The following is a 20,092-nucleotide window of genomic DNA, read 5'->3' as shown; positions in this document are numbered from 1 at the left end:
AATCAGGACTCACCTTGTTTGTCGGTGTCAAACGTCGCTTGGTGGGCGTTATCGTTGACGTACCACTCCACACGGTCGCGAATATGCGACCATTCATCATCAGAAAGACTGACCAAATGATCATAGATGCTGTTTGCAAAGACTTCCCCAACGTCCGTCTCGATGAAGTCATCGCGCAACTTGGCAAAATCGACGCCTCCAAGATAAAGTTTCATCGCCTTACTGACGACGACTACCAAGGCGTCCGTTGAGTCGCGTGACGGTTCGAGTTTGAAGGCAGCGCCACTGTAGATGGTGCCGTCCTGTCCTACAGTGACATTGCCAGTGCCACCACAAACCATTCGGTGGGCGCACTCAAGACACGCCTGATCAATCGGTTCGAGAGGTTTACGTTTCCGCATCTTGTGCCGCCTTTTCCATCAAATTGAACTTGGTCCGCGCGTGATCCGGCAGATCATCAAGGGAGGCAAAAGACCGGACTTTGTAGCCGTCACGCTCCGCCTGCATCCGGCGGTTCACTAAACCGCTACCCGTGTTCATATCGGCCCGCACATACCGGATACGCTCGTGGGTATCATCGAAGGTGATCGTCTTCGATGACATGACAGGATCGCGGCCAGTGTTGCGGGTAGTCGGATCAACATGTTCACTTGCTACCCGCAATTCGGCCCCTGCTGCCGCCGCCGCTTCTTTGGCCGCACGGTACTGAACTGGGTCACGGGCTTGTTCGCGAGTGAGGACATAGGGGGCAGGGCTGGAGCCTGATTGTAGATACACCTTGCCGTCAGGCCCGCGGGCCATGCCTACTGCGTCGAGGTCGCGCTTGTCGCGTTCCGCATCGAGATGTTGTTCGAGGGTGTTGGGGGTTTGCTTGGGCGCGGGTGTAGGCTGCTGTTCGCGCTTGGCATCTTTCACTTGATCAAGCAGGCGCGTGTTTTGGGTGTGCAACCCATCCATGCGCTTCTGCTGGTCTGTAACAGTCGTGGTGAGGGTTTCAACCTGCTTGATCAGGGCTTGCAGTGCTGCGGTGGTATCGTCTGGCATCGTGGTCATCCTTGTCCAAATAAAAGAGCGGCATGTGGCAAACACACACCGCCCTTTCATTATCTGGACAGGATAGGTGCGTACCACGCACGTTCAATTTATGGGTCAGCTAGGCGATCTGCGACCGAGAAAGCAGGTCTTATTGCAGGTATATCAGGTGCCGTTGTAGCGGATCACGCGGCATGCGACCGAGGCGTGCGGAGGTGTATGTATCGGGCGCGTACGCGTTCGACGGCATCCGTGTGCGAGGCGAGGACGGCAGCGTTGGCCGATGCGTTGGGGTCTGGGAATGCACCGCCCAACATCATGCGCCGGACGCGTGCGGCAAGCACATCACCATCCCAGCCAATTAAGGAGCATAGGTGGTTACGATGCTGCGCCCACTTGCCGAAGTCGTCCGTCATGAACGCGATTGCTTGGTCCTGATCTGTCTGTGTCGTGAGCGAGGTTGTCGTGTCGCTGACCCGTGCAAACAGATCACGGTAGGCCTGCATGATGATCGCCGTGACAAGCGCCGCCTCAGTCGTTTGGTGTGTGTTGCTAATCATGCCGCCCGCAACTGGTCTGCAATAGACGTGAGCCAGCGCCATGGCAGGTCGATCTGGCCGTTGTGGGTCGCAAGGCGAACGCCTGTGTCCGAGGGATAAGCTGTGTAGGCGGGCATGTTGTCGATGGGTTCAGCGGACGGGTTTGTCGCGAAGGCGTGCAGTTGATCACCTAGATTGGCCGCGCCTGTGATCTTGATGTTCGCCATGTTGTTGATCGTCGTGACGGTAATCGTTGCCGTGCTGTTGTTTAGGGTGGCCTTATAAATCATTCACTTTCCTTTCAGTTTGATCGCACCCCGCGCTGAAAGAACAGTCGGGACGTCGCGGGGCGCGATGATCGTCTGTCCCTCACGGCAATGAATATCATCCAACAAAGGGGCATTGGTCTGGGGAATGAGGTGGCGCTGGGGGAATATCAGGTGGCGCGCCGTCGACGTGGGCGCTCATGTCAACGAGGTGCACATGGGCGGTGTGCTGCTTCGGGCATACCGTGTCAGAATAGACGGAGCCAACTGCGTGCACCGCAGCATATCGGACGATAGTACGGCAGTCGCGTGCGATGTTCGCGCTCATGTGCGCGCAGATACATGACAAATGCTGAAGTATCTGCATGCCAATTGCAATACCGACCAACTAATTGGGAATGAGTTGATCTGACATGCTACGGCCTTGATTTCATTAGGGCAGGGGTATTTTTGCAATTGTTAATTTGCAATTCAGGCTATCCAGTTGCGATCTGGTCGCAACAAGCGGGCGGAGATATCGAGGGGAGATACCCCTTTGATTATTTGGCACTCCCATCGAGATGACAGGCATGACAGGCATTCCCCCTGTTTTACTCAGAGGGAAAAGTTAATTGGTTGGTTGGTCAATCGTCACCAACCAACCAACTAATGTTTCGCTTAAGCTGAACGCACCCCAAATCCCTGTCATGCCTGCACATTTGATCGCGACCAACAAACCGTGCACCACGAACGAAAAAGGCGACACTTCGGTGTCGCCCATTTCAATCACTACGCCATTGCAGCCATTTCTTCCACTGTCACTTCCGGTGGTGGAACAACCAGCCATTTGCGGTGCTTCTTGTCGATCTCCCAACCACGCTTCCGCAACGATGGCTTTAACTGGTTCAATTCACGGCTCAATGTTGCGGCGGTCATTGGCAAACGCGCCAAACTAATCCCGACGACCTCTGCCGACTGCTGCAACTCCAGCAACAACTCCTGAGGCGTACCCCAGAACTTGCCACGCCGCGCAATAGGTTCCTGCATTGCCTCCAACGCCTGCATGGTCGCGGAGTCGTCTGCTGCTTCATCCTGCGCAATGTCTTGCGCCTCGACCATCTTGCCGACGAACCAGCCAGCATCCTTGCCAAGCACACGCGCTGTCGCCTCGCCAACCGCACCGAATTCGGCCAATCGGACGTTCTCCGCAAACTCATGAGGGTCAATCTGTGGCAACACCTTCAACACTTCGACGACGAGGCCCACGATGCCCATGAACATGCGGGGTGCGGATTCCAAAAGTTGATGTTCAAACTCGGATTCCAACATGCGCTTTTCCGGCTTTTCCAACTCAATCTCAACCATCCGCGAGATCAGATCGGCTGCGTACTTCGATGGGTCAATTCCGTTGACGATCACAGGCCGACGCACCCAGATCGAAAACAGATCGCCATTGGTAAACAATTGGCGCACCTCAAACCCCATGCCCGTAGTGATACCGCAAAGGGTGTCCGACAGCTTCGTTAGGTCAGACATGTTTTCAAGTGTCAGCACATAGTTGTGCCATGCGCGGATCAATACATCATCTGCCTTCTCCGAGCCAGGTGCGACCATCGCAGATACGGGATCAATCAATGATCGCAAAACCCGCGTTGTCGATGTCTTTGCCGAACCATATTCCCCGATCAGATTGACAATGGGCGACGGCGTATCGGGGAAAAACATCTTCACCGCGCAGGCCATGAAAACCACGAACTGATCGTCGTCCATATTCACCAGTGCGCGGATGTCTTGGATTGATCCCGTCGCTGTCCCAATCGGTAACTGCTTTGATCGACGGAACACGACGGGGCATTCCTCGTCGCTTTCGATCATATCAATACCATCGACCGATATGACCAGAACGCGGTCATCCGCGTCGCAGAGATCGATGTAGATGACGCCATCTTTGCGTGCGACCCGTAGATGGACGTCTTCGACTGTCTCGTAGGCGTGTGCCCGAGCGATCCCAACAACCAGATTGATCTGGTCTTGGCTTGCCGTGACGCCGCTGGCGTATGCTGTGCGCCGCAACCAATCCGCAAATTCGATGGAGTCGATCCGCATGATACGGCGCGGGCCGACGCGGGCGTATGCTGTGCCATCGGGATCACGAAACAGTTTCAGTGAACCCACCACGTCGTCGAGGATCACTTTCGTCGGATCGCCTTTGCCGCCGATTTGCACACCGTCAGGCAGGCCGCCATTATAACCGCCAGCTCGCGCGTATGCCCAGAAAGGTTCAGGCCCACACGTGCCTGCTTTTGCTATGTCCGCCCACTTGTCGATCACGTCCTTCTCTGACGTGAACCCGTCCGCCTCTCTGGAATATGTGAGCCAGTGTTCGAGGCCGTCTTCGCCAAACGCGCCGAAGATGTTGAACCCTGCATCAGACCATGCTTTGTAGCCGCCACCTTGGCGCGACTTGCGGAATGCGGCCAATGCGGAATCTACATCTATCTCTTTGGTTCTCTGTCCCGTCTTCGGGCCTGACTTCTGGCGTTTCGCTTTCACGATCACGATGTCACCACCGTCTTCAAACTGCATCGCGCCTGTGTCGTCGATGCCTGTTGGTGTCAGAACAATGGATTCAAGCGACAGGGGCAACGCAATAACAGGGTGCTCGCCGTTCTTGGGCAGCAATTCGATGTAGTGCTCGTCGACCATCGTGTCGTTGCGCGGATCACGTGCGAACACCTTGTCCGTTGGGTGGAACATGCCTTTGCCTTGCCCATCGTCGGGCACGAACCGTTCATGCGCCCAAGGCGAGTTGGCGAGTATCCTGTTTGCAGCCTCGAGCACGTCGGACATGCGTTTGCGCACGGTGTCGGCACGGGAGGCGAACTCGAACGCGAGCCAGATGTGGTAGCCTTTGCCGCCACCTGATCGCACGACGAAGTGAGGCACGTTTTGGTTGTGCAATGCCGCTGCGACGAACCCGACGCGCTTACGCATTGCAAACGCTGGGAGCGTGCCCGCGTGATCGTCGAAGTCGAAGACCGCGAGATGCGACTTGCCGTCGCCCACGTTCATGTTGATGCCGATGGGCTGGGCACCGCTGAGGTGGTTCTCGAGCGCGGTGTCTGTGATGTCGCCCTCGACTTTGTAATACTGCTTCTTGCCCCTCGATTTCTTCATCTCTGAGTAATTGGGGCCTGCCAGATTAACAATCTGCCGGAGTTGTTCGATTTTAGTCATAGAAATTTTCTCTTTTCCAAGAGAGCGTTGGTCGATCACCTGAATCCGTAGTTTTGGCGCAACGCGAAAACTGCTATAAAGCAGTTATTCCAAATATTTCACGATTGCGCTTAACGCGGAGCGGGGTTCGACCCTCGCTCCGTTTATCCGGCGTCTACGCGGTGTTCATTCATCCAAGCGATCAGGTCGTCGCGTATGTAGCGGACAATCTTTGATGCGGGCTGCGAATACGCAGGCCCCGACTTTCGCTTGCGCAAATCGAGCAGATAGTAATCTGACACACCGAGAAAATCTGCGGCCTGTGCGGGCGTCATGATTTGTGGATATTGCTGCGCTTCAATCGCCGAGCGCAATTCGGCCAATAGGTCGTGGGTCATTTGCATACCTTTTTAGGTTATGCCAAACGACCGCGCCTTACTTCTCCTACCGTGCTAGGGATGGAGCCTTCACGCACCTCAGAGAGGTTGCTTCGGGTTCCTCGACTATCCATCCTGTCCGTTCAGAGCGCGGCCTCCGACGTCAATAGGCTCATTGACGCAAGGGGCTGGTTGAGACTTGAAGTTAGTGGGTCAAGATTAGCTTTTCAAGATCGGAATAAGATGTTGAACATTTTTGGGCCACAACATGTCCGATCTTTTCGACATCTTCGTGCGCTGCAATGCCGTGCATGTAACCTACATCGGCTCCATCACCCAAAACGATGTCGCCGCGCAAGTATTTGACCTTTGACCTGTCTATACCCGCGATTGACCCAGCCGATGTAAACAAATGACGGGTATCGTGTTGGCGCAAAACCTTAGGCGTGCCGAGTGCGTGCTGATGTGCAATCGGAACGCCTGCCTTGGATTTAGAGGCAAACACCAGATTGTCATGAATGCGAGGCAGACGTTTAAACGCGGCGGACGCAGGTCGCGAAAGTGGAAATGTGCGCTTTGTCCCGTTTTTCAATCGAGGTATGGTCAACAGGTTTTGTTCTAGATCGAGATCGGTCCATTCAATGCTGCGAACATTTGACGATCTGATGCCAGTGAATAGCATAACCAGCCACGCAGAGCGGGCAGTTACGTCTTCGACCTTCATGATGGCGTCGAATGCGGGCCAGCGGCCAGAAGGGTCGAACAACAGTTCTTTTGTTTGTGACGGATATGCTCGAACCCTGAAGGTGGGATCGTCGATCACGTCGTCGCGGATCAGCATCTCATTGCGGTAAATTGCTGAAATGATGCGGAGCAGTTTGGTTGCCTGAGAGGGGCGGTCTTGCATGGCTTTCATCTGGGCGTTGATCATTGCCCGTGTGATCTGGTCAATTGGCACATCCAGCCATTCCCCGTTTTTTCCAGCGTGGTTCCGCAGCGTCGAAAGGTAGTCATAAACGGTGTTGGGCGTCTTCTCTTTTGTGCGCGGGTCGATACGTTCGGTAGTATGCCGGAGAAACGCCTGTCTAAGGTTGATTTCCTTGGTTTGGGCAATGACGGGGGCCGGCAGGGCGTGTGTCGCATCAGCGACGCGCTCAGACATCGTGTCAGCCGCCTGCGCGGCTACATGCAGGTTCATCGCGGGCCATTTGCCAAGCGTTTTGGATTTCGTTTTTCCGTGTGCAAATTTGACCAAGCGCCACGTCTTGGTCTTCGCGCCTACGTCTAAATAGAGGTTCGGAAATATGCCTTTGCGCTGGTCCGCATAGCGGTTCGTGCCGGACTTTGAAAATGGCAGTTTGTCGATACTGCCTTCTGTGAACTTGATACGTTGGGTCGCCATTGCGGTCTCCGATTTTGCAATTATTTTGCAATTTTCGTATCAACCACCACCGGGTCTGCTCAACCGAAGCATCTGTATTTATTAGGTAAAATAGCCTCAACCATCGTCAGCGATCCAAGTTGCCCGTATTTGTAATCAGTAGGTCCGCGGTTCGAGTCCGTGTGGGGGCACCATTTCAATATCCATAGAAATCCAGAGACGTCCAATAAACCTTGTGTTATAGAGGTTTTAGCGATGTCCTTTGTCCTATACGGTTTAACTACATCCTATGAAATCCTTCCTGTTTGGGGGGCTTTTTGGGGGCTTCGTGAAAATGTAGGAAACGCGAGGCCCCCACCGTGCCGCTTAGTGATGTTCAGATTCGAAACCTAAAGCCAAAGGATAAGCCTTATAAAGTCTCCGATTTTGAGGGACTTTATCTATTGGTGACACCATCTGGTTCCAGATTGTGGAATCTGAAGTATCGCTTACATGGAAAAGAGCGAAAGCTTTCTCTTGGCGCCTATCCTGCCATTTCACTCGCCCAAGCGCGCAAGCTAAAAGAAGATGCGCGTGCCAAAATTGCCCAAAGCGTAGATCCGAGTGAGGCGAAGCAAGAAGCGAAACGTGCCCAGCGCGAAACTCAAGGACACACCTTTGCTAAGATCGGCGAGGCATTCCTCTCCAAACAAGAAAAGGAGGGGAAATCAAAAGCAACTCTCGACAAAACAGCTTATCACCTGAAACTCGCGAATGTGGACTTTGGGCGCAAGCCTATCACCGAGATCAGTGCTTCCATGATCCTACGGTGCCTGCGAAAGGTCGAAGCGAAGGGGAACTATGAGACAGCGCATCGCCTGCGCGCACGCATTGGATCTGTATTTCGTTTTGCCGTGGCGAGTGGTCTGGCAGACACCGATCCAACGCATGCACTTAAAGACGCCTTGATCCGCCCAACGCGCACACATCGTTCCGCAATCACAGATCCAGTGGCACTGGGAAAACTTATGATTGCTGTCTCGGAATTTGAAGGCCAAGCAACGACGCGCATAGGCCTACAGCTTCTAGCTATTCTCGCACAAAGGCCTGGTGAAATCCGGCACGCCCAATGGAACGAAATCGACTTCAAAGAGAAGATTTGGTCAATTCCTGCCGAAAAAATGAAAATGCGCCGAGATCACAATGTGCCTCTACCTGCGCAAGCCATCAGTTTACTGGATCAGCTACGTAAGATCACCGGTAATGGAACCTATCTTTTTCCGTCACTGCGTTCATGGCAACGGCCTATGTCTGAGAACACGCTTAACGCAGCTTTGCGTCGCATGGGGTATTCCGGTGAAGAAATGACTGCTCATGGTTTCCGCGCGAGCTTTTCAACCTTGGCAAACGAAAGTGGCCTTTGGAATCCTGATGCCATAGAGGCAGCACTCGCCCACGTTGAACGCAACGAAGTGCGCAAAGCCTATAATCGAGGTCTGTATTGGGATGAACGGGTAAGGCTTGCCGAATGGTGGGTTGGTGAGTTGGATATCTACCAAAAAATGGAAAGCTCATGACAGATTCAACAAGTTTGCATCCGTCCTCCACACAACCACTGGATCACGCGGCGCTCGAGCGCATTGTGCAGGCGACAGGGGGGACGCTTTCCGAGGATATAGGTCCTGACAGTGCTCTTGGAATTTTGAACATGATCGTCATCGAGACGAGCGCAGCCTTACCTAACATCCGCAGCGTTAAAGAGGACCTGAGTCGCTTTGAAAAAGCGCTCAAGGACCTGCAAGCATCAGCCGAGGACATTCGGAAAAAAGGGTTCGGACCCCCCTTGCCACCCGACAGTTTTCTAGACGGCGCGAAACGTTGGCTAGACGCACATGAGCGAGAATTGGAGAAAGATGATTCTAGCCTGTATCGCGGACAGCTTTTAACGCAATTCTATCCCAAGGCACTCGGTGCATACGCAGCGCTATTTAATATGACGCCAACAGTTTCGGTGGACGAACAGAGAGATCCGATAGTGTGTTCCGCTACGGTGACCTTTAGCGACCAGATAATCAAGGAAACAAGAAACGCCAAACCAGAACTTCTGCTCGGAGGAAAGAAGCCATCAGATGCCGAAAAAGAAGCCTTGAGGGGTTGGACTACAGGTTCGATCCCAGCGCTTGCAAAAAGCCTTCAAAAATCCAAGAAAGATCGCTACGAATATGAACCAGAAGCGTGGGGCTTGCCTCTAAAAAACGCGTCAGACCAGCCTCTAAAATGGGAAGCCTATCGAGACTTCTATCTCACCCTGTTCGACAGCGAGGGCTGATAGTCAGGCATGTCAAGAGAAAGGTGCGCTGCATTTCTGGCGTGAGCTTTCCCTGAACCAACCAATATAGTTCAAGTAGGGCTATGGGCATCCACTACCACAAAATTGGAAGCCTCAAATGGAACACATCCGCCTCAACTCCCGCCCTTGGGCTGACACGCCGCCGTCCGGCCGCATGCTGCGTCCGCGTGAGGTCTTCAAGCGGGTGGGCCTCAGCCGCTCGCAGGTCTACATGATGATCTCCGCACACGAATTTCCTCCTTTTCTCAAACTTTCGGAACGCACCTCTGCTTTGCCAGAGAGCTGGCTAGACGCATTTTTGCTTGCAAAGGCAAACGCCGCGCTGCAATCCGCGCAAGGCCGCTAGGGGGCATCAAGATCATGTCCTCTATACAAAACAATGAAAAACAGTTGATGAAATTCGCCGAAGGTCGGAAGACCAACTTCGGCAAGGTCGAGAACAAGGTCGTTCCGCTCGGACGCTACGCCCGGGCCTTCATGGAGCCCGTTCGCACAGGCGAAACGCGTGCAGAATATGACAAACTCGACGACCAAGGCCAGCTTCGCAAGAAGGCCGAAAACGGCTGGCGCTTCCGCGCCCCGGTAGACGGTGAGACGCGCAATCGGCGTTCTGTCCTGCCCGCGACCATGATGTCGTTCGACTTCGATTACACCACCGTCGAGCTCGCGGAATCGGTCCTGACAGGTGCACTCCTGCGCGGTATCCCGCACCTCGCCCACACCACGAGACGGCATACGCCCGAGGCCCCTCGTATTCGGGTCTACCTGTTCCTCGACGTGCCGCTCGACGCCGAAACCTACTCTGCCGCCAGCAGGATCATCTGCCACAAGCTGATTGACCCGCAGATGGAAAACGTAGATCCTGTCTCTTTCCGCCCGGCGCAGATGATGTTCATGCCGACAGTCTCTAAGGATGGCGAATATCGCTGCCACATTGACCTCGACGGCGACCTCCTTGACTGGCAGTCATATCTGGACGTCTTCGAGCAAGAAGTTGGTGATTGGCGCGATCTGTGCAATTTGCCGACCGTGGCCTCGGAAGGCGAACTCCGCCAGACCAAGGAAAAGGCCGAAGACCCCACGCAGAAGCAAGGCCCAGTCGGCACGTTCTGTCGCGCGTATGGTGTAGAAGACGCCATCGAGAAGTTTCTGTCGAACGAATATGAGTCGGTTGACGAGAACACAGGTAAACCCCGGTATACCTACCTCGGCGGCACCACACGGAACGGGGCCGAGGTTCAAGACGACGGCCTGTTCCTCTACTCGCATCATGGCTCCGATCCTTGCTCCGACATGCTCGTGAACGCGTGGGATCTCGTTCGCGTCCACAAATTCGGCGGCATGGATGACAAGATCAACATCGACACGCCGATGGGAAAGCGCCCGTCATGGAAGGCGATGATCGAGTTCGTGATGAAGGACGACCTCTACAAAGAAAGGCTGGTCGAAGATAAATATGGGTTCATCGGAGGTATCGAAGAAGAGTTTGACGCGGCTATGGTTGACGTTGGGGCCAATATCAAGGTCAGAGAAGGCTACAATCCGGGCATCGGTGGCACGGAGCTTGATGAAATCGATGCTCTGATCGGAGTGCCAGATAAGAACGATCACGTCGCCCCCAAATACCTCGTCGGAGAGGAGGGTCTGCCGATCCTGACGGCTACATCCCAAGTGCCCCCTGATCGTGCCGCGAAAGGCTGGTTGGCGAAGAAATGCACATTCAGTCCGACGACAGGGAAGCTTGAAAACAATCTCCCCAACACACGGATGATTTTGCAAAACGACGCAAGGCTCTACGGTGTGCTTCAGTTCAACGAATTCAAGCACGAACGCGTCATGCGCCGCGACCTCGTTACTCGGAACAATGACCTCGGCACGGTCTATGTAAACAACAAGCACGACGGAGACCCGTTAGAGGATTTTCACGAAGACATCATTCGGGACATGCTGGGTGGGCAGAACGAGAAAGATCAGAGGGGCTACGGCATGGGCGTCACGGATCGTGACCTCAAGTCCGCGATCGCAATCGTGTCGAGGCAATGGACCTTCCACCCTGTCCGGCATCGCCTCTTGAGCTTCAAGTGGGACGGCATCGCCCGGTTGGAAGAACTGTTCATCAAATATCTCGGCGCGCCTGACGATCCCTACCACCGGCAAATAGCCCGGCTTTGGTGCATCGCCGCCGTTTGCCGAGTCTTCGAGCCAGGGCACAAGTTCGACTTCGTGCCGATCCTCGAGGGTCTTCAGGGTAAAGGTAAGTCGACCTTCATCGAGATTTTGGCGTTGGACTGGCCAGGCAACCTGACGGCCAACTTCAATGACTCCCAGAAGCTCATGGAAGAGCTCAGAAACGTCTGGATCGCCGAGCTTCCCGAGCTTGGCAACATGAGCCGGTCAAGCGTCGAGGATGCCAAGGCATTCATGTCCAGCACCCAGACGACCGTGCGGATGGCCTACGGGCGCAATGCCACAACCTTCAAGCGCCAGCAAGTCTACATGGGGTCGACAAACAAGAGCGAGTATCTTGCAGACACAACCGGGAACCGCCGCTGGTGGCCCGTGGATTGCTCGACCAAAGAGATCGACATCCATGGCCTGCGCCGGAACGTCGAGAAAATCTGGGCTGAGGCCGTCTACCTCTACCGCTGCATGAGACGCGATCAGCCGACTGGAACTCTGCCCCTCTATCTAGACGATCCGGCGGCCAAGCGCGAAGCTCTGGCACGTCAGGAGAGCCGCCGCCAACAGACCGAGGCCGACCACTATGCCGGGATGATCGAGGACTATCTGAACACCCCCTATCAGGATCGGGACGACTTCGGCGACGCCCCTTGGGCCTACCGTCACGCGATCTGCGCTCGGGAGCTTTGGGAGCGTGCTCTGGGCGAACAGGGTCGCCTTCAGCGCGGCTCCCTTCTCGAAATTCAGAGGGCCATTGAATTACTCGGCTGGCGCAGGGAAACCCTCAAGAAGACATTCCGTGGCTATGGTCGGCAGAAGCATTGGGTCCGGCCTTTGAGTGAGGTGGAGCGTCTTGAGGCCGACCTGAACAAGCTGCACACGGAGATGACAGAACAGGCGTCTGGTGACGATGAAGGACTTATCTAATGGACAAAACTGCTAAGGTGACTTTCTCTGGGAATGCGCAAACCCCGGACCTCTATATCATGGTTTCAGGTGCGACAGAGATTCCTAACGGTCTGTGGCGCAGGATCGGCTCGAGGGCGTCCTTCATTTGCGCTCTGACCGAAGAGGTATACGGTGACAACAAGTGGGCCTATCGACCCGCTACCGCGCGCCGGGTGTGGACCAAAGAGGGATGGCGGGCGGAGCAACAGCTGAGGATCGCTAAGGCATCGGTCGTGGACCAGATCGAGTATCGTAAACTCATAGGGAGTGATACGCTCTCCGCAGACGACCTGATTTGACCACGAGCACTCAAAAAAACTGTCGAACATTCTGGCCGACGCCCCGTCATGGTATAACTCACCGGAGGCAGGGCGACGGCTTTCTAGATTTCGCCAACCAGTTGACCACGGTGAGCGTTTCCCCAAACGAGAATACCACCAGAAGCACGTTTAGGCGGCTAGAAATGCAGCGTTCCATCAGCGACCCGCACCTTCACCCTTATTTTATATGGTCGAAGCGGAAACGGAACGCTGCGGGTCGCTGAATCCCTAGGAGGTAAAAACAGCCCGCGTGGGGTTTATCCCTAAAACATATCTATTACCCCTATGTCATTTGCTGAGATTTAGAGGATTCAGCGTTCCCCAGCGTGCCATGTGGCATAACCCAATGATAAGTTGTGATAAAATAGGGGTCGCTGGTTGGAACGGTGAAGGGAACGCTGATCCCGCGTTCCTTCTTTTGGGAAATGACCAGAAACGGACCCAAGGCGGCAGATTGGCTCGTTCTGGGCTACAAGGGCCTCCCGCCCGTCCTGAAATCTACACCCGCCAAGGAAACAATCGGTCAGCACCTCATTTCCTAAGAGGTCTGCTAAATCTTGGCGGTTTTGCGGCACTCGGAGGTCAATTCTCCGCCCCAGCGCAAAAAAACCGGAAGAGTTAAGCAAAAAACCGGAGATAGTGACGTCCCGAGGCTCCGCGCACCCCCTGACAGGCCCCCACCCCCCTAGGAGGGACCCAAGCGCCCGTTCTCACGCCTAGCGACAATCAGCGGACCTGCTAAATTGAAACGGGATAGTAGGGCGGCACCAATCCCGGGCCATATGGGCGGATTCCGGTCCTTCGCTGCGGGAGCGTGGATTATAGGCACCACTTGTAAGACTGGACGTTGGGGGCCGGTCAGTTGGTATAACGCCACTGTGTAACCGACAAACCAACGCGATATGAGCGCAAAAGCCAATTTAGTCGCAATCTGTTGACTGTAATAGGGATTGGCGGGATTGGAAACTTAGTTCGTTATTTAGAACTCAATTGGGTAGCGCCAAATTCTCCCGATGCCTTCCGAAGTCTTCTTGCTATAATTTCTTGGGAACGGAAAAATTACACTGGATGCAGTATCGGCTAGCTCTCTGAGGTAAAATAGTGCGAACCCGAGTGCTTGAGGCTTAGTTGCTAAGGGGCACATGTAGAAGTTAGTTATTCCGCCGTTTGCCTGCTCACGGTGATAAAGTTTCGAAGCGCTTGCAGCTACAAGAAAAGGATCATTTGCGCTACAAAACTGTTCGGTCCTACCGGGCGGGTTCAGCTCATCGGTGTCCACCTTGTCAACGCGGACGAGACTCTCCTGATACATATCTGCTGCTAGCGATGGTAAGCTCAAAAGTTGAAGTAGACGAGCACCCTCTTTGAAGCGGATAGCTTGCCCCATAAGCTGATGATCATAACCTACACCCAACAGGAGAACATCCTTGTTCGTATCTGGTATATGAATGCCTTCGTAACCCGAAACTTGGCGTACATCTTGAATATCTTTTAGCGAAAAACTCGTGTCCGCTCCTCGAGAGTATCGTTCCGGTTCGGTGTACAGGATCGTTAACGACTTTGCCTTTAACGTCTTGAAGTACTTTAACAACATAAAGATGTGTGGGCGCATAAAGCCCGTGATGTCGATGCAGATAGAAAGGTGTGTGGGGTCTTTGAGTCCTGATTTTTCGACGCCCTGTAGCACTAGGTCCGCTTCATTTTCAGGCAAGCCCTCAATCTTAACTTCCCCGGCAGGAATTTTATCGAGATCTTCCTTTGAGTAACCATACTCTGGAAGTATCCACCAAAATTTGACTGTAGCAGCTACACTAGCAAACACATGTTTTACCCGTTCGCTGTCATTATATGCTGAAATGAAGACATCGACTTTATCAACGTGAGAAAAATTTGAAATTTTCTCTTTAGAATCTATTAGGTAAGAAATCTCAGAAAGTGAAATCACAATAACTTTTCCTGTTCCAAATCAACTTTGAAAATTCCACTTTCCAGCATTGGATCGGTTCTTTTTTTGAACAAAGGGCCTAGTTTATGCTTCTGGTCTTCATCAAATAGCGCATTAGCAAATTCATCGTCTAGTTCGATGGTATCTCTAATAGTGTAAGACACATCCCACTTAGGTGCTAAAATGGGTACAAGTTGATACTTGTATCTCCTCTCTTCTGAATTTTTGTCGCTACCCGAATGCGGTATATGGACTAAATAGGACCAGTTTTCAGCGGTACGCAGTGTCTTCTTGGCATTTTCAGATAGCTCACCTTCTCGAATGCTAAATGTAGACAACCCGGGCACTGAGGGTTTTGCACTGTACCGAACAGTCCGAAACAGTCGGGCAATGGCTTCGACGCTAAGCCTTACAGACGCAGCGTTTTGCTCGGGCTGGGCATCTTCCCAAAACCATTGTGCAGCGTCTTTTACGCCGTCAGTTTGAGATTGTTTGCTGATCTTTCCATCTTCAAACGGTTGTTCGGCAGCAAAAAGTGAACGACGATAGATATGTTTGAGAAGCATCAAGAGGTTTCGGGGAATGCCTTGGGAAAGCGTGACAATCGTATCAAAGCCGCAGTAAGCAACAGGTTGTCTCGCCTCTCGGTAAAGTTGGGCCAGCAGGTCAGATTTATAGTAGGCGAGCACATTAATGTGTTGCCTTCCCTTGGTCTTGTCGCCTGAAACATATGCCTTTGCACTTTCAGAAATTTCGCGAGCTAAAGTCTTTGCGTCTTCTGCATCGCGTTGGGCTTTTCTGTAGAACAACAGTACGCTTGCTTTCTCGACCAACGGACTGCCCGCGCAATGTAAGCTTCCGATAATTTCGTCAATAGAGCTGTCATCTATATTGGTTCGGTTCGAAAGTGTGGATCGAAACTTCTTGAAATAAGGTCTCTCACGGTTGCTATTGTCTGTAGCCTGCAGGATTTTCAGGCATTCTTTAGAGTAGTCGCTTGCGGCATCTATGCTTTCGAACTCGTTTGAAAGTTTCCGTTCTCTTTCGTCGGAACATGCTATTCCAGCTTGGTTTAGACGTTTTGCGATGAGTTTGGCAGAGAAATTGCGGTAATCTGCCTCACCCAATTCTCTTAAAAAGTCGTCAAGGTGTACATCGTCGTACTCTGAACCTCGCTTTATGGGTTCGCCATTGTTCATAGTTTCGTTCGTATGGATTCCATACAGTCGCGCTCCAACCCGGAAAGTCACAAGACCTTCACGATAGCGGATTAGCCAATTAAGAAATGTCTGCTGCAGTTCGCTGAAATTCTCGGCTTCATCAATCATGTAGCAGATTGTTGCATCACCGATTTCAGGGCAAGCATCTCGAAAAGCTTTAGCTGTTCCGAAGATTAACTTTCCCGGGGAGAACCGGATTTCTAAGTCATCGAACGTATTTCTCAGGGCCGCGTTGTTTGATCGATAATCTACATCCTTTCGAAGACCCGTTAGAAAATCTCTTAGCCCTTCTAGGCTATCAAATTCGTTGGATACGTCTACATCGAAGCTACTGCGGACGCCTGCGAGAAACATCTCTATGTTCAATAAAGGTTCTTCTTGGGATTGCTCAGAGATTTGTTCGAGAACAACCAGAAAATGATGAACCAACCACATTTCAAAATAGTAGCCAAAGATGCCCTGCCACTGCTCACGATCAAGGCGTTTCCCAAAGAACTTCTGAGCGTTTACTGCACCAGAGTCTACGTATAGACCAATGTACCCATCATTCTTGATTGCAGCTACAAGGTCCCCGCCTTGCTTTCTCTTTCTTACCGAGTGCGAGCAGTAGCGAAGCAAGTGGGTCTTACCGCTTCCCTTGCCACCTAACAGGCGCAGTGGTGTCTTTGAAGCTGGTTCAAGAAGCCTGTTAACAACTTCTTCGTTGTCTCCAGCTGCATCTACGTACAGATCTAGAATTTCATCTGCAGTAAAATGCGAAGCTTTTGGCGTGTCGAACGGATTCTGTTTCATGTGCCTAGTATCCATACTTCCAGTGTCGATGGAATGCGGGTTCCCAAGGGATTTGCGCACCATGGTCAGGGTGACCCCAGAAAATCGGTAAGGTGTTGTCAGGGGTATTGTGGTTAAAACCTAGAAGCAACTGGTTGTCATCAAATCCGCCAGGGAGCCCAGGCCAGAGCAGCTCGCCGTAGTGCCTGCATACGTCTCTTACTACATGAGGATCGATGTCTTTGGGTGGATTCTTGAGGAAGCGCGACGTGTCAGAAAGAGATGAAAATGTTTCATCCAACTCGTAGATTGCGCCGCTGTTCTCCCCGAAAATAGTTTGGTCACGAACTTCCTTCATCCCGTCTTCAGTTGCAAAAATTGAATAGTAGTGAAACCGGACTTTGTCGGGGTCGGTCATTGAGACAATTTCTTCAAGCACACTTTTGGAGAACTTCTTTGCAGTCTCCCCAGAGCCACATACATCATCGATGAAAAAATAATCCGTTACTTCCGGATGGCGTACTGACCGGTTGAACAAACCATCGTTTGCACGTGAGGCCTCCACGATCTCAGACGCGCCCATAAAGCGATCCTTAGACAAGGAATTCTCTTGGCGGAAAAAGTACAGCAAGTGTGGCCCACTCTCCGATGGATTGCCGATACCTAGAATTTTAGTCGCTTTCAGCATTTTCTGTAGTTCTGGCGCAATATCGTCTAACTCACGGGTGTTATTTAGGGATTGGCGAGCTCGCTGAACGAATGGCACGACGATCAATTCACGGTAAAGCGCCTTTAAGAGAACACGTACTTCCCGCCCGCCAAAATACATGAATTGGGAAAGTAGATAGAGTGCATGAAGACGTTCTGCATCAGCCTCATGACCTGATTTTCCATCAAAGTTCTCTAGCCATTTCTGAACGCTATTCCATTGAAGTTTGTTCTCCCAGGATCGCGTATTCAACACCGTGATCCTTGATCTCAAAAAACTAAACGTGTCTTCAGGCAGCAAAGCGGGATGATCAGCGTCTACACCAAGAAGCTTATCTAATTCGTCCAATTTACTATGCCTTTCTAAAAACTGTTATGGTCTCATGGCTAATACTTGAAGACGTGGAGGCCCTCTTCGTTTGAAGGCTTCGGGAGACAATTTCATCCTTCATCTCTAGTACCTTGCTTCCACCAGCTCTAATAAACAACTCGGCGGTGAAGCTAGTGGTCGGGAAATGCCTTCCACAAACGGTGTTGTCAGCCATGACAACCACGGCATAACCACCGCTTTTCAAAGATTTCATTATATTTTCAGCTGCTTGTTTCATTTCTCTAAGGAAGACAGATGCGATGGCTGCACGCGTCTGATTTTCTAAGGCAATCGAACGAATGAGCTTGTCGGCAGCATCGATGGTCGTTGAATGAAGTTTGGTCGTGTCTGCTTTCGGTAGGTGTTCCCTACCTAAGGTCTTGTTCTCGATACCTTTCAACTCGTTCGACTTTGCTTGATCTAACCAACCTATAGATAGGCTCGTTGCACGCACGTATTTTTGAGCGCCAGCATAAGGCGGTGAGGTGATAACTAAATCCATTTCGCCGAAACGCTTTTCTCCTGTCGGCCAGTTAGTTCCTAGATTGAGCACGTCATCGGATGCCAAGAATGCTCTACCCATGGAAGGCACTTCCAACAGTCCGCAAATTTGCCGCTTGGCTTTCGAAACGGCCTTGTCAAAGCACTCCCAAACTTGGTTCTCATCCGCCACAACATCAACTTGTTCGCCTCCGATTTTCAACCTGACGGGCACCGAGAACCTTGGGTTGGCACGACTTAACTTCCGCGCAACTGATGAGAAACAAATATTCATTAGGCATCGAGTATCTTCTGCAGAGACTGCTGTGATTGCCCTTTTCAGCCTCGCTAAGTGCGCTGAGGTACCTTCGTTATACCAGTAAGACAAGTTTACAACATCGGGACATGCGGCCGTTTCGTTGCGTTGATAGGCTAGGTGAACCTGCTCCAAACCAATCTCTACTTCTTGTACAGACTGCGGAGTAGTCTTGCCTTTCGTAAGCAACCTTGCGAACGGATTTACATCACAATAATATGCATCTCGACCAGAAAGAACAGTTTCAAGAGCAACGGTACCAGATCCTGAAAAGGGATCTAGTACTGCGCCGTCCGCAGGGCAAAGTAGGTCGTTTGCCAAAAAAAAGTGGGCGATCTGAGGTAATAGTTTAGCAGGGTAGCTATGTAGATAATGGCTTGCTCGACTTCCACCGTAGACCCAAGGTACCAACTCACGGAAAGACACCTCGATAGGGGCACAGCTAGATGATTCATACTGATTGAGCAATTCAGTGAGTTGTGTCCCTGTATTCTTTGGGAAGTAGCTGTTCCGCTCTAATTGAGACAAAACAGCACGTTGTGATACATCGTCAATTTTTCTCACAATCTCTTTATTCATATCGTTGCATAACCATCTTCTCTCTTTGTCCTGATGGCCGCCCAGCATTCGGAAAACCTCTAAATGTTCCTTGACATGTGACACTCTATCCAAATTTCCCGGAAATGGGAAGCAGACACAACATAAGGTTAATGTATTGAAATTACTATTTAAATTAGTATCTTTGCTGTGATTTTGTCATTGCAACTCGCTTGCCGCCGCTCCGTATGCCTCACGAAACAATCCGTCAAATGAGCTTTTGAGAGAAGAGTGTTAGTCTTGGCTAGCGTGAAACAGAACTTCGTACTATTGCTACGAGAGCGTGTGTCATCAGCAACGCGTTGTTTTGTGGAGTTTCGGACTTCGCGGTCACTGCGAACGTCCGCAATCACGGGCTCGCCTGCAGTATCAGAATCTGCTGATAGAAGGCAGCTAATGGCCGATAGTCACAAGGGTAAAACCCATCTTTCATTCTGGCGTTCTCTATTTGGAACGTTGATGGCGGTTGGGGGCCTTATTGGGGGCCTGTATTGGTTTGTAAGGTTATTTTACTGATTTAGAACATGTATTTACTGATTTGTTGCGAGTCCGTGTGGAGCACCATTTTTCCATCCAGATTTATCCAATGACATCCAAATAGGCCTTTTTTATAAGGTTTGTATCGAGATCGTTTGTCCAGCGCTGTTTTGCTACGTCCGACAGCGTACCCCCAGATTGGGGGTATTTTTGGGGGTACGATGAAAATTGGAAAAACTGCGTACCCCCACCATGCCTTTGAGCGACATTAGGATTCGAAATCTGAAATCGACGGATAAGCCCTACAAAGTGAGCGACTTTGAGGGGCTTTTCATACTGGTCAAGGTTAGCGGATCGAAGTCATGGCGGTTCAAGTATCGCATTGATGGCAAAGAGAAGTTGTTCGTAATCGGTGATTACCCGGCTGTGAGTTTGGCAAAGGCGCGTCAGGCGCGTGATATGGCGAAAGCGCAACTGGCAGACGGGATTGATCCCAATGAGGCTAAGCAAGAAGACAAGCGCATTCGTCTAGAGGCGAAGGGACGGATCTTTGCCATCAATGAGATACTTGAACCACCATGACTTCGATCCGCTAACCTTGACCAGTATGAAAAGCCCCTCAAAGTCGCTCACTTTGTAG

General features: G+C 51.9%; 18 protein-coding genes. 6 read left to right on the top strand and 12 right to left on the bottom strand.

Features of this window, described 5'->3' with window-relative positions; all coding sequences use genetic code 11:
- Positions 1-2: 2 nt before the first annotated feature.
- The 8 genes from ACN0SD_RS18160 to ACN0SD_RS18125 form a co-directional block, all read right to left on the bottom strand.
- Positions 3-401 (bottom strand): hypothetical protein, encoded by a 399-nt coding sequence (locus tag ACN0SD_RS18160; RefSeq protein ID WP_417809631.1) that lies wholly within the window; start codon positions 399-401, stop codon positions 3-5.
- Complete coding sequence (locus tag ACN0SD_RS18155) at positions 388-1,044, bottom strand: hypothetical protein (protein ID WP_417809630.1); 657 nt, start codon at positions 1,042-1,044, stop codon at positions 388-390. Before ACN0SD_RS18155 ends, ACN0SD_RS18160 begins: the two co-directional genes overlap by 14 nt.
- A gap of 173 nt (positions 1,045-1,217) precedes the next feature.
- Positions 1,218-1,592 carry a hypothetical protein gene (locus ACN0SD_RS18150; RefSeq protein WP_417809629.1) on the bottom strand — a complete coding sequence of 125 codons (375 nt, stop codon included), beginning with the start codon at positions 1,590-1,592 and terminating at the stop codon, positions 1,218-1,220.
- Entirely contained in the window at positions 1,589-1,861 is a 273-nt protein-coding gene (locus tag ACN0SD_RS18145; RefSeq protein ID WP_417809628.1) for a hypothetical protein, read from the bottom strand. The genes ACN0SD_RS18150 and ACN0SD_RS18145 overlap by 4 nt, the downstream gene beginning before the upstream one ends.
- Before the next feature lie 583 nt (positions 1,862-2,444).
- On the bottom strand, positions 2,445-2,597 hold the full coding sequence (locus ACN0SD_RS18140) for a hypothetical protein (RefSeq protein WP_417809627.1): 153 nt from the start codon (positions 2,595-2,597) through the stop codon (positions 2,445-2,447).
- An 8-nt stretch (positions 2,598-2,605) separates the two neighbouring features.
- Positions 2,606-5,092 carry a TOTE conflict system archaeo-eukaryotic primase domain-containing protein gene (locus ACN0SD_RS18135; RefSeq protein WP_417809626.1) on the bottom strand — a complete coding sequence of 829 codons (2,487 nt, stop codon included), beginning with the start codon at positions 5,090-5,092 and terminating at the stop codon, positions 2,606-2,608.
- 104 nt (positions 5,093-5,196) lie between these two features.
- Entirely contained in the window at positions 5,197-5,430 is a 234-nt protein-coding gene (locus tag ACN0SD_RS18130; RefSeq protein ID WP_417809625.1) for a helix-turn-helix transcriptional regulator, read from the bottom strand.
- A 184-nt stretch (positions 5,431-5,614) separates the two neighbouring features.
- The gene (locus tag ACN0SD_RS18125) at positions 5,615-6,811 is read right to left on the bottom strand and encodes a tyrosine-type recombinase/integrase (protein WP_417809624.1); all 1,197 of its coding nucleotides are present in this window, start codon (positions 6,809-6,811) and stop codon (positions 5,615-5,617) included.
- Between the two features lie 338 nt (positions 6,812-7,149).
- On the opposite strand from ACN0SD_RS18125, the gene ACN0SD_RS18120 reads away from it, so the two are divergent.
- From ACN0SD_RS18120 to ACN0SD_RS18100, 5 genes are all read left to right on the top strand, one after another.
- On the top strand, positions 7,150-8,346 hold the full coding sequence (locus ACN0SD_RS18120) for a tyrosine-type recombinase/integrase (protein ID WP_417809623.1): 1,197 nt from the start codon (positions 7,150-7,152) through the stop codon (positions 8,344-8,346).
- Positions 8,343-9,098: a hypothetical protein gene (locus tag ACN0SD_RS18115; protein WP_417809622.1), complete on the top strand. Its 756-nt coding sequence runs from the start codon at positions 8,343-8,345 to the stop codon at positions 9,096-9,098. Before ACN0SD_RS18120 ends, ACN0SD_RS18115 begins: the two co-directional genes overlap by 4 nt.
- A 118-nt stretch (positions 9,099-9,216) precedes the next feature.
- The gene (locus ACN0SD_RS18110) at positions 9,217-9,465 is read left to right on the top strand and encodes a helix-turn-helix transcriptional regulator (RefSeq protein WP_417809621.1); all 249 of its coding nucleotides are present in this window, start codon (positions 9,217-9,219) and stop codon (positions 9,463-9,465) included.
- 14 nt (positions 9,466-9,479) lie between these two features.
- Entirely contained in the window at positions 9,480-12,227 is a 2,748-nt protein-coding gene (locus ACN0SD_RS18105; protein ID WP_417809620.1) for a VapE domain-containing protein, read from the top strand.
- Positions 12,227-12,547 (top strand): hypothetical protein, encoded by a 321-nt coding sequence (locus ACN0SD_RS18100; protein WP_417809619.1) that lies wholly within the window; start codon positions 12,227-12,229, stop codon positions 12,545-12,547. The genes ACN0SD_RS18105 and ACN0SD_RS18100 overlap by 1 nt, the downstream gene beginning before the upstream one ends.
- Before the next feature lie 1,000 nt (positions 12,548-13,547).
- Here ACN0SD_RS18100 and ACN0SD_RS18095 read toward each other — a convergent pair.
- From ACN0SD_RS18095 to ACN0SD_RS18080, 4 genes are read right to left on the bottom strand one after another with little or no spacing between them, the layout of a single operon-like run.
- Entirely contained in the window at positions 13,548-14,513 is a 966-nt protein-coding gene (locus tag ACN0SD_RS18095) for a hypothetical protein (RefSeq protein ID WP_417809618.1), read from the bottom strand.
- The gene (locus tag ACN0SD_RS18090) at positions 14,510-16,525 is read right to left on the bottom strand and encodes a hypothetical protein (protein ID WP_417809617.1); all 2,016 of its coding nucleotides are present in this window, start codon (positions 16,523-16,525) and stop codon (positions 14,510-14,512) included. The genes ACN0SD_RS18095 and ACN0SD_RS18090 overlap by 4 nt, the downstream gene beginning before the upstream one ends.
- A 4-nt stretch (positions 16,526-16,529) precedes the next feature.
- Positions 16,530-17,561 carry a hypothetical protein gene (locus ACN0SD_RS18085; RefSeq protein ID WP_417809616.1) on the bottom strand — a complete coding sequence of 344 codons (1,032 nt, stop codon included), beginning with the start codon at positions 17,559-17,561 and terminating at the stop codon, positions 16,530-16,532.
- 4 nt (positions 17,562-17,565) lie between these two features.
- On the bottom strand, positions 17,566-19,005 hold the full coding sequence (locus tag ACN0SD_RS18080; RefSeq protein WP_417809615.1) for a hypothetical protein: 1,440 nt from the start codon (positions 19,003-19,005) through the stop codon (positions 17,566-17,568).
- Positions 19,006-19,680: 675 nt separating this feature from the next.
- Here ACN0SD_RS18080 and ACN0SD_RS18075 point away from each other — a divergent pair.
- Positions 19,681-20,034 carry an Arm DNA-binding domain-containing protein gene (locus tag ACN0SD_RS18075; protein ID WP_417809614.1) on the top strand — a complete coding sequence of 118 codons (354 nt, stop codon included), beginning with the start codon at positions 19,681-19,683 and terminating at the stop codon, positions 20,032-20,034.
- The last annotated feature ends 58 nt before the right edge of the window (positions 20,035-20,092 follow it).

The organism is Thioclava sp. (assembly GCF_048263065.1).
In the GTDB taxonomy this organism is placed as follows: domain Bacteria; phylum Pseudomonadota; class Alphaproteobacteria; order Rhodobacterales; family Rhodobacteraceae; genus Thioclava.
This window is presented reverse-complemented; position numbering and strand designations above follow the sequence as displayed.